The following is a 14,139-nucleotide window of genomic DNA, read 5'->3' on the forward strand; positions in this document are numbered from 1 at the left end:
CTGTCGAGCCGTCGCACTGGCTCGGGCGCGGGGTGGGGCGGGTGTCAGAGGGAGATGCCGCGCTCGCCCAGCCAGCCGACCGGGTCGATCTTCTGCGAGCCGTTGATCCACACCTCGAAGTGCAGGTGCGGGCCGGTGGACTGGCCGCGGTTGCCCATGGTGGCGATCTGCTGGCCCGCGTGGACCTGCTGACCGGCCGACACGAGGGTCTCGTTGACGTGGCCGTAGATCGTGATGGTGCCGTCGTGGTGCTGCACGCGCACCCACAGGCCGAAGCCGGACGCGGGGCCCGCCTCGACCACGACGCCGTCCATCGCGGACAGGATCGGGGTGCCGATGGAGTTCGCGATGTCGACGCCGTAGTGGGTCGTGCCCCACCGGGCACCGAAGCCGGAGGTGAACGAGCCCTCGGCGGGCTTGGCGACCTTCGGCCGCTTCGCGGCCTCCTCGGCCGCCTTTTGCTCGGCGGCTCGGGCCTGCTCCGCGGCGATCCGGGCGTTCTCCGCGTCCACGCGGGCCTGCTCGGCCGCCGCGGCCTCCTGCTGCCGCTTCAGCTCGGCCTGCCGCGCGACGTAGCCGTCGGAGGCGTGGCGGATCGCCTGGTCCACGTGCTGGCGGGCGAACAGCCCTTCGGAGCGCATCAGCTTCGCCGCCTCGAACGCGGGCTCGACGGCGTGCACCGTGCGGACCTCGGTCACGCGGGGCGCGGAGCTGTGGACGAGCGCGGCCGCCAGGTCGGAGCTGGCACCGACCGGCAGGAACCGGGTGTCGCCGCCGTCGAGGCCGCCGCTGGCGCCCACGCCGGTGGCGAGGGCGCCAGCCGCGACGACCACGGCCGCGACGCGACCGCTCACGGGTTTGCGGTCGCACTCCGCGCGATGGGAGCGGTTGCGGAACGGTGCGGGGGGCGCGGTGAACGCGCGTCGACCGTCGGCTTTCGTGTGCCGTGCCAAGGTAGTGCCTTCCTGCATCGGGGAGCACGGCCCGGTCACAGGGACACCTGGCGGGGGATCCAGGCTGGCGGCGCTTTCGGGGAGCGACGCCGTGTCCCTATGGTGACCGAACCGTGACATGCGGCCGGGACCGTAACCCGATGTAACAAGAAGGTGCAACCCTAAGCGCAACCACTAGTGCTTTTTGGTGACATAACCCACCCACTGTCACTCAGCGTGTTGGAGCACTTGCGAGTTCCGTATGTGGTCGTTATAAAAGACCAGGTCAGAGGCCGGTTCGGGGGTGACGTAACCCGTGACGAAGGTCGACTACCGGTAGCGCGGGTTGACCGGCGGGAGATCGGCGGGCGGCTTGCCCTCGTGGATCACCCGCATGGCGTTGAACCAGGTCGGCGCAGCCACCTGACCACCGAAAACACCGCCGGCGTCGTTCGTGCCGCACAGCCTCGGCGGGGTGCCGTTGCAAATCACCTGGGGAGACACCCCATCGGTGAACGTCATCACCGCCCCGGCGAAGTGCGGAGTGGCACCCATGAACGCCACCGACCAGTGGTTCTCGGTGGTGCCGGTCTTGCCGATCATCGGCCGGTTCCAGCCACCTGCCGCGCCGGCGGCCGTGCCACCGGGCTTGATGTCCGCGCTCATGCCCACGGCCAGCGCGTTCGCCACGTCGGGCGCGACGGCCTGGTCGCACGGCGCTTCCTTCAGCTGCACCGGCTGGCCGTTGCGGTCCACGACCTTCTCCACCGGCGTCGGCGGGCACCACTTGCCGCCGTTCACGATGGTGGCCGCCACGTTGGACAGTTCGAGCACGCTGGTCGGACCCGCGCCGAGGGTGAACGAGCCGCTGTTGTCCCGCTTGTACTCGTCACCCTGGGACGGGCCGTTGGAGCCGTCGGCCTTGAGCGGGTTGCCCTGGCCGTTGACGCCCTGCATCGACTCGCGCAGCCCCAGCCGGTAGGCCATGTCGACCACGTTGTTCAGCCCGGCCTTCTCCTCCAGGATGATGAACGCGGTGTTCGGCGACTGGGCCAGCGCCTCGGTCAAGGTCATCTTGTCCTTGTAGTCGCCCGCGTTCTTGACCGTGTAGGGCTTGCTGCCGTCCTTGTAGACCTTCGAGGTGTAGGTCTTCGGCACGTCGATCTGCTTGTCGATGCCCGTGACGCCGCGCTCCAGCGCCGACGCGGCGGTGAACACCTTGTAGATCGAGCCCGCGCCGAACCTCGTCACCTCGGCGGGGATGGAGTAGGCGCTCTGCCCGGCGTCGGCGTTGTTGCCGAAGTCGCGGTTGGCGGCCAGCGCGCGCACCCGGTGCTTGTCCGGGCCGGGCTGCACCACGGCCATCGCGTTGGCCACGCCCGGCTGGGTCTTGGGCACCTGCGCCATGGCGGAGTCCTTGGCCGCGCGGGTGGCGACCGGGTCCATCGTGGTGGTGATCGTGTAGCCGCCGCGCAGCAGCTCCTCGGTCGGCAGGCCCGCCTTCTCCAGGTAGTCGACCAGGTAGCGGCAGAAGAAGCCGTAGACCGGGCCGTCGCCCGCGCCGACGCAGCCGTTGGGCAGCAGCTTCAGGTCCGGGACCACGCCGATGTCGGCGGCCTTGTACTCGTTGGCCTTCTCCTCGGCGATCGCGGCGTCCGGGCCGAACGCGCCGTTGTCGCGCATCCGGTCGATCACCGTGTTGCGGCGCTTGATCGCGGCGTCCACGTCGGAGCCCGGGTTGAGCCGGCTGGGCTCGTTGACCAGGCCCGCGAGCATCGCGGCCTGCGGCACGGTCAGCTTGTCGGGGGTGGTGTCGAAGTAGGTGCGGGCCGCCGCGCCGACGCCGAACGCGCCGTTGCCGAAGGGGACGACGTTCAGATAAGCGGTGAGGATCTCGTCCTTGCTCATCTTCTGCTCGAGCTGGGTGGCGATGCGGGCCTCGCTGATCTTGCGGCCCAACGTCACCTCGGTCGCCTTCTCGTACGCCTCCTCGGAGCCCTTGCCGACCACGAAGGCGAGGTAGTTCTTCACGTACTGCTGGGTCAGCGTCGAGGCGCCCTGGGTGGTCTCGCCTTCGACACCGGCCTTGGCGGCGGCACGGGCGATGCCCTGCCAGTCGACGCCCGCGTGCTCGAAGAACCGCTTGTCCTCGATCGCGATGATCGCGGCCTTCATGGTGTCCGCGATGCCCTCGGACGGCACCGGGATCCGGTACTGGTCGTAGAGGTAGGCGATCGGCTGGCCGTTCATGTCCAGCACCGTCGTCACGAGGGGCAGCTCGGCCTTGGTCAACTCACCCGAGGTCTGGTCCACCGTGTCGGCGGCCCGGTTGGAGGCCAGCCCGAGGCCGCCCACCGCCGGGAACAGCACCGCCGCGACGAGCACGCCCGCCATCAGGCACAACCCCACCAACTTGACCAGACCTGTCGCGCGCGCGGCGAACACTGAACCAGCAACCCCTTCCACAGCCCCGCAGGAACCCCCACTGACTAAGTCGCACGAAGACCACCGCGGGTTGCTCCGTGACGAGCAGAAGTTTCGACGCGATCTTCGACGACAGCTGTCGAAGTTACTCCTGCCCGTCTGAGCCCGTGGTCAAACCCCGATGGGCCGGACGGCGGAGCCCGCCAGGCACGAGAGGGTGATCAGCCTCACCCCTGCCCGGAGCAGGGCCGGCGCCACCGCCGGAGGGCTCGACCGGTGCCGCGACCCGTCCATGGTCGAACACGCGTTCACCGCCGGCAAGATCACGACCGGGTGATCACGGCGGCGGCTCGAGTGTCTCGGCGACCCCGGCCGTGCCCGCAGGCGGCGCGTGAGGTCGGTGCGGGCGGTCGGTGCCGGCCGGCGATTCGGGCCCTGCGATCAGGGCGCGCGATCCGGGCCTGCGATCAGCGCGGGGTGCGCAGCCGGATCGTCGCGCTGGCCCGCCGGACCTCCACCCCCGCGTGGTTCGGCAGCACGTCCTCCAGGAAGCCGTACCCCTTGAGCTCGTCGTCCGGCCGCCGCGACACCGTCCGCCACCACGTGGCGATGTCCGCCCAGCCGGGCGCCGACAGCGACCCGCCGAAGTGCTGCACCGACAGCGCGGCGCACAGGTTCGCGAACCGCACCCGGTGCGCCAGCGGCCACCCGGCCAGCGTCCCCAGCACGAACCCCGCGCCGAACACGTCACCCGCACCGGTCGAGTCCAACGGCGCGACGTTCAGCCCCGGCACGTCCACCACCTCGCCGGTGGTCGAGTCGACCGCCACCGCGCCACCGCCGCCGCGCGTCACCACCACCACCGGCACGTGCTCGGCCAACGCCATCGCGGCGCGCTCAGGCGTGTCCGCCCGGGTGTACCGCTGGGCCTCGGCGTCGTTGGGCAGGAACACGTCGTACCGCTCCAGCCGGCCCAGCAACTCGGGCGCCCACGCCTCGGTGCGGTCCCACCCGATGTCGGCGAACAGCAGCGCCCCCTGCTCCTTCGCCTGCGTCACCCACCGCTCGTCCTCGGCGCCCACGTGCACGAAGCACGCGCGGGAGCGGGGCGGCGGGTTCAGGATCTCGTCGGCCGACACCGGCGGCCGGTGCCCGTGCGTCACCATCGAGCGGTCGCGGTCCATCGCCATGGACACCGTCACCGGGGAGTGCCAGCCGTAGAACCGGCGGCAGTAGGAGAGGTCGACGCCCTCCTGCTCGGCCAGGACCTCCCAGCAGAAGTCGCCGTAGACGTCCTCGCCGAACGCGGCGGACAGCGCGGTCCGCAGTTGCAGCCTGCTCAGCGCCACGGCGAGGTTGGCGATGCCGCCGGGGCACGAGCCGAGGCCCTCGGCCCAGACCTCGGTGCCCGGCGCGGGCGGCCGGGGCAGGCCGGTGAAGATGATGTCCAGGAACACCGTCCCCGACAGCAGCACGTCGAAGACGGGCGACGAACCCGCGCCCAGCTCCGAGGGCGACAGGTCCGACGACCGCACGGGCGGCGGTGCGGGCGGCAACGGCGCATGAGGCGGCCTGGGCGGCGGAGCGGCCACCGGTGTGGGCGGCGGTGTGGGCGGCGGTGCAGGCGGAGGCACGGGCGGAGGCGTGGCGGCCATGACCCAACGATGCCAGGCCAGGTCAGCCGTTGACAGCCGCGAACATCTCGCGCATTCGGGCCAACGCCCGGTGCTGCGCGACGCGCACCGCCCCGGCGGTCGAGCCGACGGCCGCGGCCGTCTCCTCCGCCGAGAGGCCCACGGCGATCCGCAGCACGAGGATCTCGCGCTGCCGCTCGGGCAGCTTGCGCAGCAGCTGGGTGACGTGACCGATCAGCTCACCGGTCATCGCCCGCTGCTCCGGGCCGTCTTCCAGGGTCGGCGTGTCGGGCAGCTCGGGCACGACCTCGGCCCGGCTGCGCACGGCGCGTCTTCGCGCGTCGGCGACCTTGTGCGCGGCGATCCCGTACACGAAGGCCAGGAACGAGCCGGGCTCGTACTGGTACCGGCCGAGCGCCGACACCACCGCCAGGCAGACCTCCTGGGCGATGTCCTCGGCCGAGACGAGCGTGCGCTCCCTCGATCCGACCCTCGCCCGGCAGTAGCGCAGCACCAGCGGCTGGATGCGCGCCAGGAGTTGGCCGATCGCGCGCGGGTCCCCCACCAGCGCCTGGTCGACCAGTTCGGACAGCTCCGCCTCGGCCAGCCACTGGGTGGTCACCCGGTGCGGGCCCTCGCCCACGACGAGCCTGACCTCGGGACGACCGGGCACGTCTGCGTCGTCGCGGACCGCGCCGACCCCCACTTCGACGTCAGCTCGCACGGATGCGTGCTGCACCATCCGGCGACCTCCTCACGCTCGTCATTCCTCCGGCCATCCCGGCTCATTGATGAGGAGCGCGCAGCGGGGCTCCTGATACGGGACGAACCAAAGCTGACCACGATCAGACTCTTCGTGACCTGACCAGCACACTCCGGTGACCACGGATGAGCCGATCGGCCGAGTGCCGCGCCCGGATTGCCTCGCCACGGTGTACCGCGAGCCACCCGGGTGGCCCAACGGCGCGCCCGCTTCGGAGCAAGCGGCGCGCACCACGGGAGGATGTCGGGCGGAACGCGTGGACCGGTCGAGGGATGGGACTGAAGATCATCGTGATCGAACAGCTGAGCGTGCGGACCGACGAGGGCGACTTCGACGCGATCGCGGCGGGCCCGCGGGACGGCAGGCCGGTGTTGCTGCTGCACGGCTTCCCCGAAGCCGCCGTCGAGTGGGAGCACCAGGTGGCGGTGCTGGGCCGCGAGGGGTTCCGGGCGGTGGCGTTCGACCAGCGCGGCTACTCCCCCGGCGCGCGGCCCGAGCGTGCCGCGGACTACGGCATCGAGGCGCTGGTCGGCGACGTGCTCGCGGTGGCGGACTCCCTCGGCTGGCCGGTGTTCGACCTGGTCGGCCACGACTGGGGCGGCGCGGTGGCCTGGTGGACCGCCGCCGAGCACCCGGACCGGCTGCGTCGGCTGGCGGTGGTGTCCACGCCGCACCCCGGCGCGTTCGCCGAGGCCCTGCGCACCGATGAGGACCAGCACCTGCGGTCCGGGTACATGACCGAGTGGCGCAACAGCAACACCGAGAAGCGGATGCTGGACGAGGACGGGGCGGCGTTGCGGCAGATGTTCGAGTGGCGGGTGCCGCCGAGCCGGGTGGACGAGTACGTGCGGCGGCTGTCCGAGCCGGGCGCGTTGACCGCCGCGCTGAACTGGTACCGCGCCGGGCGGCCGGGTGGGAAGGCCGGGAAGGTGTCGGTGCCGACCCTGTACGTGTGGAGCACGGAGGACGTGGCGTTCGGGTCGACGGCGGCGCTGGCCACCGGCGACTGGGTCACCGGCCCCTACCGGTTCGAGATGCTGGAGGACGTCTCGCACTGGGTGCCGGAGGAGGCGCCGGAGGCGCTGACGGCACTGCTGCTGGAACATCTCTCGCCGTGATTGAACCGTTGCCGCGGTGCCGCACGTGTTCTGGCGTATGACGGAGTTGACCTACTCGGAGCGCCGGGTCGCGACCCTCGCCGCGTGTGGCCACAGCAACCGCGCGATCGCCATGCGGTTGCACATCACCGTGAGCACGGTGGAACAGCACTTGACCAGGGTCTACCGCAAGCTCGCGGTGGCCAACAGGGCGGAGTTGAAGGGCCACCAAGCCCTAGTGTGACCCCATGCGGGTCGCGGGGTTGCTGCTCGCCGCGGGCGCCGGGCGGCGGTTCGGCGGGCCCAAGGCGCTGGTGTCGCACCGCGGCGTGCTCTGGGTCGACCGGGCCGCGGCGGTGCTGCGCGACGCCGGGTGCGCGCCGGTCGTCGTGGTGCTCGGCGCCTCGGCGTCGTCGGTGCGCTCGGGCGCGGCGCTGGACGGCTGCGTCGTGGTGGACAACCCCGACTGGGCCACCGGCATGGGCTCGTCGCTGCGCGCGGGCCTGGACGCGCTGTCCGGCGCGGACGTCGCGGCGGTCGTCGTGCTGCCGGTGGACACGCCGGGCGTCACCGCGGCGGCGGTCGAGCGCCTGCGGCCGCTGGCGTCACCCGCGGCGCTGGCGCGCGCCTCGTACGACGGCGCGCCGGGCCACCCCGTGCTGATCGGCGCCGACCACTGGGCGGGCGTGTCCGCGGCCGCGGTCGGTGACGCCGGGGCGCGCGACTACCTGCGCGCGCACGGCGCGCTCGACGTGCCGTGCGACGACGTGGCGGACGGTCACGACGTGGACCACCCGGGCGACCTGCCCGAGTGAGGTCCCGATTCGACGGGTCGTGCGCCGAGGCGTGACCGTCACGCCGTGGTGGGGCGTTGCTCCTCCGCGTCGGGCTGCACCACCGGCAGCGGGCCGGAGATGAGCCGGGGCAGCGGCACGTCCAGCGACGGCTGGGTGTCCGCGGTCCACCGGTCCGGCCCGTCCAGGTGACCGGCCAGCAGGGCACGCGCCTCCGCGGTGGCCTGGGCCACGATCGCCCGGGCGCGCTGCTCGGCCTCCGCGAGCCTGCGCTGCGTCTCCTGCTCGGTCTCGTCCAGCAGCACGGCCTGCTGCCGCGCCACCTCCTCGGCGCGCTTGAGCATCTGCTCGCTGCGCTCCCGCGCGTCGGTCTCGAAGGCGTCCGCCTTCTGCCTGGCCACGTGCATCAGGTAGCGGATGCACCCGGACACCGCGTTGTCCTTCGAGTAGCCCGCGTGCAGCACCCGGTACTCGCCGATCTCGCTGCGCGCGTCCTCCAGCTCGCGGATCAGGTCGTCGGCGGTGGCCACCGCCCCGTCCCGGTCCAGGCGGAGCACCTCGAGCTCCTCCCGCAGGCCCGCCACCTCCTGCCGCAGGCGGGTCAGTGACGCGTCCACGTCCCGCCGGTCGTACCCGCGCCACCGCACCGGGAATGAGGTGCCCTCGGCCTTGTCGTTGTGCATGGCTTGCCGCCGTTCCGGACGACTCAGCCCCGGGCCAGAGCCACGAGGTCGTCCATGGTGCCGTTGAACAGGTTCTGGTCGATCGGGGTCGACGTGTGCTGCCAGATCGCGTGGACCGACCAGCGGTGCGGCAGCGGGCCGACGCTCTCGGCGTACCGGGCCACCCACAACGGGTTCGTCCCGGAGAAGTCACCGAGCGCGCCCGTGCACATGTCCCACCACGAGGTGGACGTGTAGATCATCGGCCAGCGGCCGGTGCGCGCCTGGTAGGTCTCGCTGAACTGGCGGATCCAGGCGACCATCGCCTCCGGCGCGAGGCCGTAGCACTTGTCCTCACCGTACGGGTTGTACTCGACGTCGAGCGCCCCGGGCAGCGTGCGGCCGTCCGCCGACCAGCCGCCGCCGTTGGTCACGAAGTAGTCGGCCTGCGCGGCGCCGTCGGACCGGTCGGGCAGCGCGAAGTGGTACGCGCCGCGGACCATGCCGACGTCGTACGAGCCGTTGTACTGCTGGCCGAAGTTCGGGTTGCGGTAGCCGGTGCCCTCGGTGGCCTTGACGTAGGTGAACCGCATGCCCTGGCCCCACCAGTGCGGCCAGTCGACGTCACCCTGGTGGCTGCTGACGTCCATGCCGGGCACGGTGGGGCCGTCGAGCACGAGCTCGCTCGCGTCGACCGGCGTCGCGCCCTCGTGCTCGGCGATCTGCGAGCCCGCGTAGTGGTCCGCGGAACCCTCGCGCGACGGCTGGGCCGCCGCCGTCGGCGCCTGCGGCACCGCGAGGCAGGCCAGCGCCACCACCGACGCGGTCGTGCGGGAAAGCCATCTCTGGGATCGCGTCGGCATCGGACATTCCTCCCCTGCTCCGCCCGGTGTGGGTGGGGCCGTGCTCCCGGCGGCGGCTCGCGCCGACTCGCGGTCGTGACTTCTGCCGAACGGCTACCACCGTTGGTGCCGGGACAACCTGAAGATGTCTTATCCACCTGAACGAATGACAAAAGTCGACTTTCGAGGCACGCGTCGTGACCAGGCGGTCCGCGTCGGTGACGATCAATTCCGCCACGGCCGAAAAATGCCGGCATGAAGTGACACTTCCGGGGGCACTCACCCGATGAGCGCGACGTACGGAAGGTGAGAATCATGACCTCGACCCAAGCGACCCGAGTGGACTGGGAACCTTTCATCGAGTCACTGCACGAGGCCGCCGGTCTGTGGGACCGCGGCCTGGCCTGCCGGGCCAGCCGGCAGGACGTCGACGAGGAGGTCGACGCCGACCCGCCGCGGGTCGTGCCGATCACCGAGGCCGAGGCCGAGCGGCTGATGAGGGCCGTCGCGTTCCTCGCGCGGCGGCTGAGCGTGGCCGCCGAGTGCGTGGTCTACGTGACCGCCGAGTCGCGGTTGGAGCCCACCGTGGGCGATCCGGCGGGGCAGGCCGACGCGCTGTCGCTGACCGCGCTGCACGCCGCCGCGATGCGGCACGCGGCCGATCTCGCCAGCGCCGCCTTCAACCGCACCGACGCCGCGTAGAAGACCCTGCGTAGAAACAGTCCACTAACGGGTGAACAAAGCCGGGTCAAACGCCGGGGTGTCATTGTCCGTACGTTGCGGTGAACCCTGTTCCGCCGACGTTTCCGGTGCCCGTCAGAGCGAAACTCCCTCATCATGCGAACCGCCAGCCTCGCCAAACTCATGGGCCTCTGCATGGTGGCCGGGTTGCTGCTGGCCGGGATGGCGATCCCGGTCGTCGGCGCGGCCGGCCTGGTGTCCAACCGGATGAGCGACCAGGTCGCCGCCACCACGGTCAGCATGCTGGAGTCGCCGCCGCCGCTGATGACGACCATCACGGACAAGGACGGCGTCCCGTTCGCCTACCTCTACGACCAGTACCGCCTGCTCACGCCGCCGGACAAGGTCGCGCAGGTGATGAAGGACGCGCTGGTCTCCGCCGAGGACCGCCGGTTCTACGAGCACCAGGGCGTCGACTGGCTGGCCACGCTGCGCGCCGCGATGAGGAACCAGTCCGAGGGCACCGTCTCCCAGGGCGCCTCGACGATCACGCAGCAGTACGTCAAGAACCACCTCGTGCACGTGCTGGAGCGGGAGGACGTCGGCGGTCAGAAGGAGGCTCAGGAGCAGACGATCGCGCGCAAGCTGCGCGAGGCGCGCATCGCGATGCACGTGGAGAGCCAGCTGAGCAAGGACGAGATCCTGTCGCGGTACCTGGACGTGGTGCCGTTCGGCGGCACGATCTACGGCATCGCCGCGGCGTCCCAGGCGTACTTCGACACCACGCCCGACCAGTTGACCGTACCGCAGGCCGCGATGCTCGCCGGCATGGTCAACAGCCCGACGTTCCTGGACCCGGAGGCGCGGCCGGACAAGGCGGTCGAGCGGCGGAACATGGTCATCGACCTGATGGCGGAGAACGCCAAGCTGTCGCGCGAGCAGGCCGAGGTGCACAAGCGGACGCCGCTGGGGCTGGCGACGCCCGTGCGGCCGCTGTCGACCGGGTGCGTCGGGTCGGGGCCGGACGTGGGCTTCTTCTGCTCGTTCGTGGTGAACCACCTGACCCGCAACGGCTACTCGTTGAACGAGTTGAAGGTCGGCGGCTACACCATCCAGACCACGTTGGACCGCACGCTCACCCAGCAGGCGAAGCAGGCGGCCGAGGCGCAGGTGCCCAAGACCACCCCGGGCATCGCGAACGCGGCGGCGATCGTGCGGCCGGGCAAGGACCGGCACGAGGTCGTGGCGCTGGTCGCCAACCGCGACTACGGGCTCAAGCAGGACCAGTTCCAGACGCAGTTCGACCTGCCCAGCGCGGTGGAGAACAAGTTCGGCGCGGGGTCGGTGTACAAGGTGTTCACGGCCGCGGCGGCGATGGAGAAGGGCGGGCTCGGGGTCGACAGCGTCGTCCAGTCGCCCGGTTCGTACGCCTCACGCGTGTTCCGCGGCGGCGCGCCGGGATGTCCGGGCACCGGTGAGCCGTTCACGTACTGGTACTGCCTGCGCAACCACGACGGCAGCTACCCGCCCCAGATGACGTTGACGCAGGCGTTGTCGACCTCGCCCAACACCGCGTTCGTGATCCTGGAGGAGAAGGTCGGGTTGGATGCGGTGGTCGACATGGCGCACCGGCTCGGCATGCGGGAGACGCTGGCGACCAACATCGCGGGCGTGCCGCCGGACCCGAAGGCGAAGCAGAAGGAACTGCGGGTGACGCAGGCGGAGTTCTACAAGGGGTCCGGGAACGCGTCGTTCACGCTGGGGCCGGCGCCGACGAACACGCTGGAGCTGGCGAACGTGGCGGCGACGCTGATGTCGGGTGGCACGTGGTGCCGGCCGACGCCGATCGTGAAGATCACCGACCGGCACGGCAAGGACGCCGCGTACGCCGAGCCGCCGTGCGAGCAGGTGGTGGAGGAGCCGCTGGCGAACGCGCTGGCGGTGGCGATGAGCGAGGACGACCAGGACCGCGGCACGGCGGCGGCGGCCGCGAAGCAGTTCGGGTGGACGCGGCCGGCGCTGGGGAAGACGGGCACGACGGAGGAGTACAAGTCGGCGGCGTTCCTAGGCGCGACCCCGGACTACGCCGGTGCGGTGCAGGTGTTCAACGACAGCACGTCGCCACGCGGCATCTGCGTGCAGGGAGGCCCGCCCCGCCTGTGCGACGAGGGTGACATCTACGGCGGCACCCTGCCCGCGCGGACGTGGTTCGACTTCATGATGAAGGCGCACGCCAACCTGCCCGAGAAGCCCTTGCCGCCGGTGGACCCGCGCTACCGCGGCCGGTGATCGGGCCGGGTCACCCCCGGTCGAGCGACCGGGCGCCGAGCACCACGCCCAGGCACAGGACCGGCAGGACGGCCAGCGCCCAGCCCTGCGAGCTCGCCTGCGCCAGCAGCCCGATCAGCGGCGGCCCGAGGAGGAACCCGGCCCAGCCGGCCGTGGCCACACCCGCGATCGCCTGCGCCGCGTGGGCGTCGGACCGGGCCGCCGCCACGCTGAACGCCACCGGGACGATGCACGCCAGGCCGAGGCCGAAGGCGCCGAACCCGACCAGCGCGACCCAGAACTCCCCCACCACCAGCGCCACCGCCATGCCGACCGCGCCGAACCCCGCCAAGCCGCCGACGACCCGGGCCGCGCCGAACCGCGCCACCCACCGGTCGCCCATGGCCCGCCCGAGGAACATCAGCGCCGCGAACACCGCGTAACCCCAGCCCGCCAGGCCCGCCGACACCCCGACGGTGTCGCGCAGGTACAGCGCCGACCAGTCGCCCACGGCGCCCTCGCACAGCAGGCCCGCGAACATGATCGCGCCCAGCAGCAGCACCCGGCGGTCCCGCCACGGCAGCCCGAGCCGGTGCCCGTCCACGGCGTGGTCGTCGCCCAGCATCGCCCTGGTCAGCGGCAGCGCGAGCAGCAGCACCACGCCCGTGGCCACGACCATCTGCGTGGCCAGGTCCAGCCCGGTGGCGATCGCCAGCGCGCCCAACCCGACCCCGACGAACCCGCCGAAGCTCCACCACGCGTGGAAGCCGGACAGGATCGGCCGGCCGTACCCCGCCTCGACCGCGATGCCCTGCGAGTTCATCGCCACGTCCAGCGCGCCCTGGAACCCGCCCCACAGGGCGAGCCCGGCGAACAACGCCCACGGCGCCCAGGCCAACCCCAGCAACGGCGACGCCGCCCCGTACGCGAGGAACGCCACCAGCACCACCCGCCTGCTGCCCCACCGCGCGACCCAGCCGCCGACCAGCAGCATCGCGACCACCGAACCCACCGGCGCGCCCAGCAGCGTCAACCCCAACGTGCCGTCGTCGAGCGCCAACCGGTCCTTCACCGCCGGGATGTGGGGCGTCCACGCGCCGAACACGGCGGCGTGCACGGCGAACACGATCGCCGTGGCCACCCGCGCGCGGCGTGGCGGCGGGTGCACCACCACGTCAGACAAGCCGCACCTCCACACCGGCGTCCCGCATCCGGGCCACCTCGTCCTCCGGCGCCTCCGAGTCGGTGACCAGCACGTCGATCGCCTCCACCGGGCACACCCGCCCGAACGCCGTGCGCCCGAACTTCGAGCTGTCGATCGCCGCGACCACCCGCGCCGACGCGTCGACGGCCGCCTTCTTCACCGCGCCCTCGGCCAGGTCGTGCGCCGACACGCCGTCGCGCACGCTCAGCCCGCAGCTGCCGAGCACCATCGTGTCGAACCGCATCACCTCGAACGCGTGCTCGGTGAGCGGCCCGACGAACGCCAGCTCGCCGGGCCGGAGGTCGCCGCCCGGCAGCACGAGCCGCACCTGCTCCGCGCCGCGCAGCAGGTCCGCGGAGTGCAGCGACAGCGGCAGCACGGTCATCCGCCGGTCGACCAGCAGCCGGGCGACCTCCACGGTGGTGCTGCCGCCGTCGAGCACGACCGTCTCGCCGTCGTCCAGCAGCGCGGCGACCGCGGCGCCGATGCGCCGCTTGACCTCCAGCCGCTGCCGGGTCCGCGCCGCGTACGGCGTCTCCTCGCCCGTCAGCATGCCGACCGCGGCACCGCGCACCCGCCGGAGCAGGCCTTCCCGCTCCAGCACGTCGAGGTCGCGCCGCACGGTCATCTCCGAGGCTCCCACCAACCCGGCCAGGGTGCCGACCGCCACGCGTTCACCGCCGCGCAGGCGCTGGAGGATCTTCTCGTGCCGCCAGGCAACATCCATGGTGTTCATCTGAACATCCGGAATGTTTGAAGGTCAACACCCTGGCGGGTGATGGGACGATCCGGTAGGACTGGGCACCGGCACCCGTTTGGTATAGACCACTGGAGGACC

General features: G+C 71.9%; 13 protein-coding genes. 5 read left to right on the forward strand and 8 right to left on the reverse strand.

Annotated elements, in window-relative coordinates; translation table 11 throughout:
* Window positions 1-44: 44 nt before the first annotated feature.
* From AB0K14_RS22240 to shbA, 4 genes are all read right to left on the reverse strand, one after another.
* Window positions 45-854 (reverse strand): M23 family metallopeptidase, encoded by an 810-nt coding sequence (locus AB0K14_RS22240; protein ID WP_360455506.1) that lies wholly within the window; start codon window positions 852-854, stop codon window positions 45-47.
* A gap of 408 nt (window positions 855-1,262) precedes the next feature.
* Window positions 1,263-3,377 (reverse strand): transglycosylase domain-containing protein, encoded by a 2,115-nt coding sequence (locus AB0K14_RS22245; protein ID WP_360455509.1) that lies wholly within the window; start codon window positions 3,375-3,377, stop codon window positions 1,263-1,265.
* A gap of 446 nt (window positions 3,378-3,823) precedes the next feature.
* Window positions 3,824-4,861 (reverse strand): PfkB family carbohydrate kinase, encoded by a 1,038-nt coding sequence (locus AB0K14_RS22250; protein WP_360455591.1) that lies wholly within the window; start codon window positions 4,859-4,861, stop codon window positions 3,824-3,826.
* Window positions 4,862-5,033: 172 nt separating this feature from the next.
* Complete coding sequence (shbA, locus tag AB0K14_RS22255) at window positions 5,034-5,732, reverse strand: RNA polymerase sigma factor ShbA (RefSeq protein WP_360455512.1); 699 nt, start codon at window positions 5,730-5,732, stop codon at window positions 5,034-5,036.
* A gap of 311 nt (window positions 5,733-6,043) precedes the next feature.
* Between shbA and AB0K14_RS22260 the strand changes: the two genes are divergently transcribed.
* The 3 genes from AB0K14_RS22260 to AB0K14_RS22270 are packed head-to-tail and all read left to right on the forward strand — an operon-like array spanning window position 6,044 to window position 7,665.
* Entirely contained in the window at window positions 6,044-6,871 is an 828-nt protein-coding gene (locus tag AB0K14_RS22260; RefSeq protein ID WP_360455594.1) for an alpha/beta hydrolase, read from the forward strand.
* Between the two features lie 25 nt (window positions 6,872-6,896).
* Entirely contained in the window at window positions 6,897-7,094 is a 198-nt protein-coding gene (locus AB0K14_RS22265; protein ID WP_360455515.1) for a helix-turn-helix transcriptional regulator, read from the forward strand.
* 4 nt (window positions 7,095-7,098) lie between these two features.
* Window positions 7,099-7,665 carry a nucleotidyltransferase family protein gene (locus tag AB0K14_RS22270; RefSeq protein WP_360455518.1) on the forward strand — a complete coding sequence of 189 codons (567 nt, stop codon included), beginning with the start codon at window positions 7,099-7,101 and terminating at the stop codon, window positions 7,663-7,665.
* A gap of 38 nt (window positions 7,666-7,703) precedes the next feature.
* On the opposite strand, the gene AB0K14_RS22275 is transcribed toward AB0K14_RS22270, so the two are convergent.
* Window positions 7,704-8,327, reverse strand: a complete 624-nt coding sequence (locus AB0K14_RS22275; RefSeq protein ID WP_360455521.1) for a hypothetical protein — start codon at window positions 8,325-8,327, stop codon at window positions 7,704-7,706.
* A 23-nt stretch (window positions 8,328-8,350) separates the two neighbouring features.
* A complete protein-coding gene (locus AB0K14_RS22280) occupies window positions 8,351-9,169 on the reverse strand; it encodes a lysozyme (RefSeq protein ID WP_360455524.1) in 819 nt (272 codons plus the stop codon).
* A gap of 294 nt (window positions 9,170-9,463) precedes the next feature.
* Here AB0K14_RS22280 and AB0K14_RS22285 point away from each other — a divergent pair, with 294 nt between their 5' ends.
* Complete coding sequence (locus AB0K14_RS22285) at window positions 9,464-9,850, forward strand: hypothetical protein (RefSeq protein WP_360455527.1); 387 nt, start codon at window positions 9,464-9,466, stop codon at window positions 9,848-9,850.
* Window positions 9,851-9,985: 135 nt separating this feature from the next.
* Window positions 9,986-12,118, forward strand: coding sequence for a transglycosylase domain-containing protein (locus AB0K14_RS22290; RefSeq protein ID WP_360455530.1), 2,133 nt, complete (start codon window positions 9,986-9,988; stop codon window positions 12,116-12,118).
* Window positions 12,119-12,128: 10 nt separating this feature from the next.
* On the opposite strand, the gene AB0K14_RS22295 is transcribed toward AB0K14_RS22290, so the two are convergent.
* Both AB0K14_RS22295 and AB0K14_RS22300 read right to left on the reverse strand, forming a co-directional pair.
* Window positions 12,129-13,271, reverse strand: coding sequence for an MFS transporter (locus AB0K14_RS22295; protein ID WP_360455597.1), 1,143 nt, complete (start codon window positions 13,269-13,271; stop codon window positions 12,129-12,131).
* A gap of 1 nt (window position 13,272) precedes the next feature.
* Window positions 13,273-14,037 carry a DeoR/GlpR family DNA-binding transcription regulator gene (locus AB0K14_RS22300; protein WP_360455533.1) on the reverse strand — a complete coding sequence of 255 codons (765 nt, stop codon included), beginning with the start codon at window positions 14,035-14,037 and terminating at the stop codon, window positions 13,273-13,275.
* Window positions 14,038-14,139 lie beyond the last annotated feature (102 nt).

Source organism: Actinosynnema sp. NPDC050801 (assembly GCF_040673975.1).
Lineage (GTDB): Bacteria > Actinomycetota > Actinomycetes > Mycobacteriales > Pseudonocardiaceae > Actinosynnema.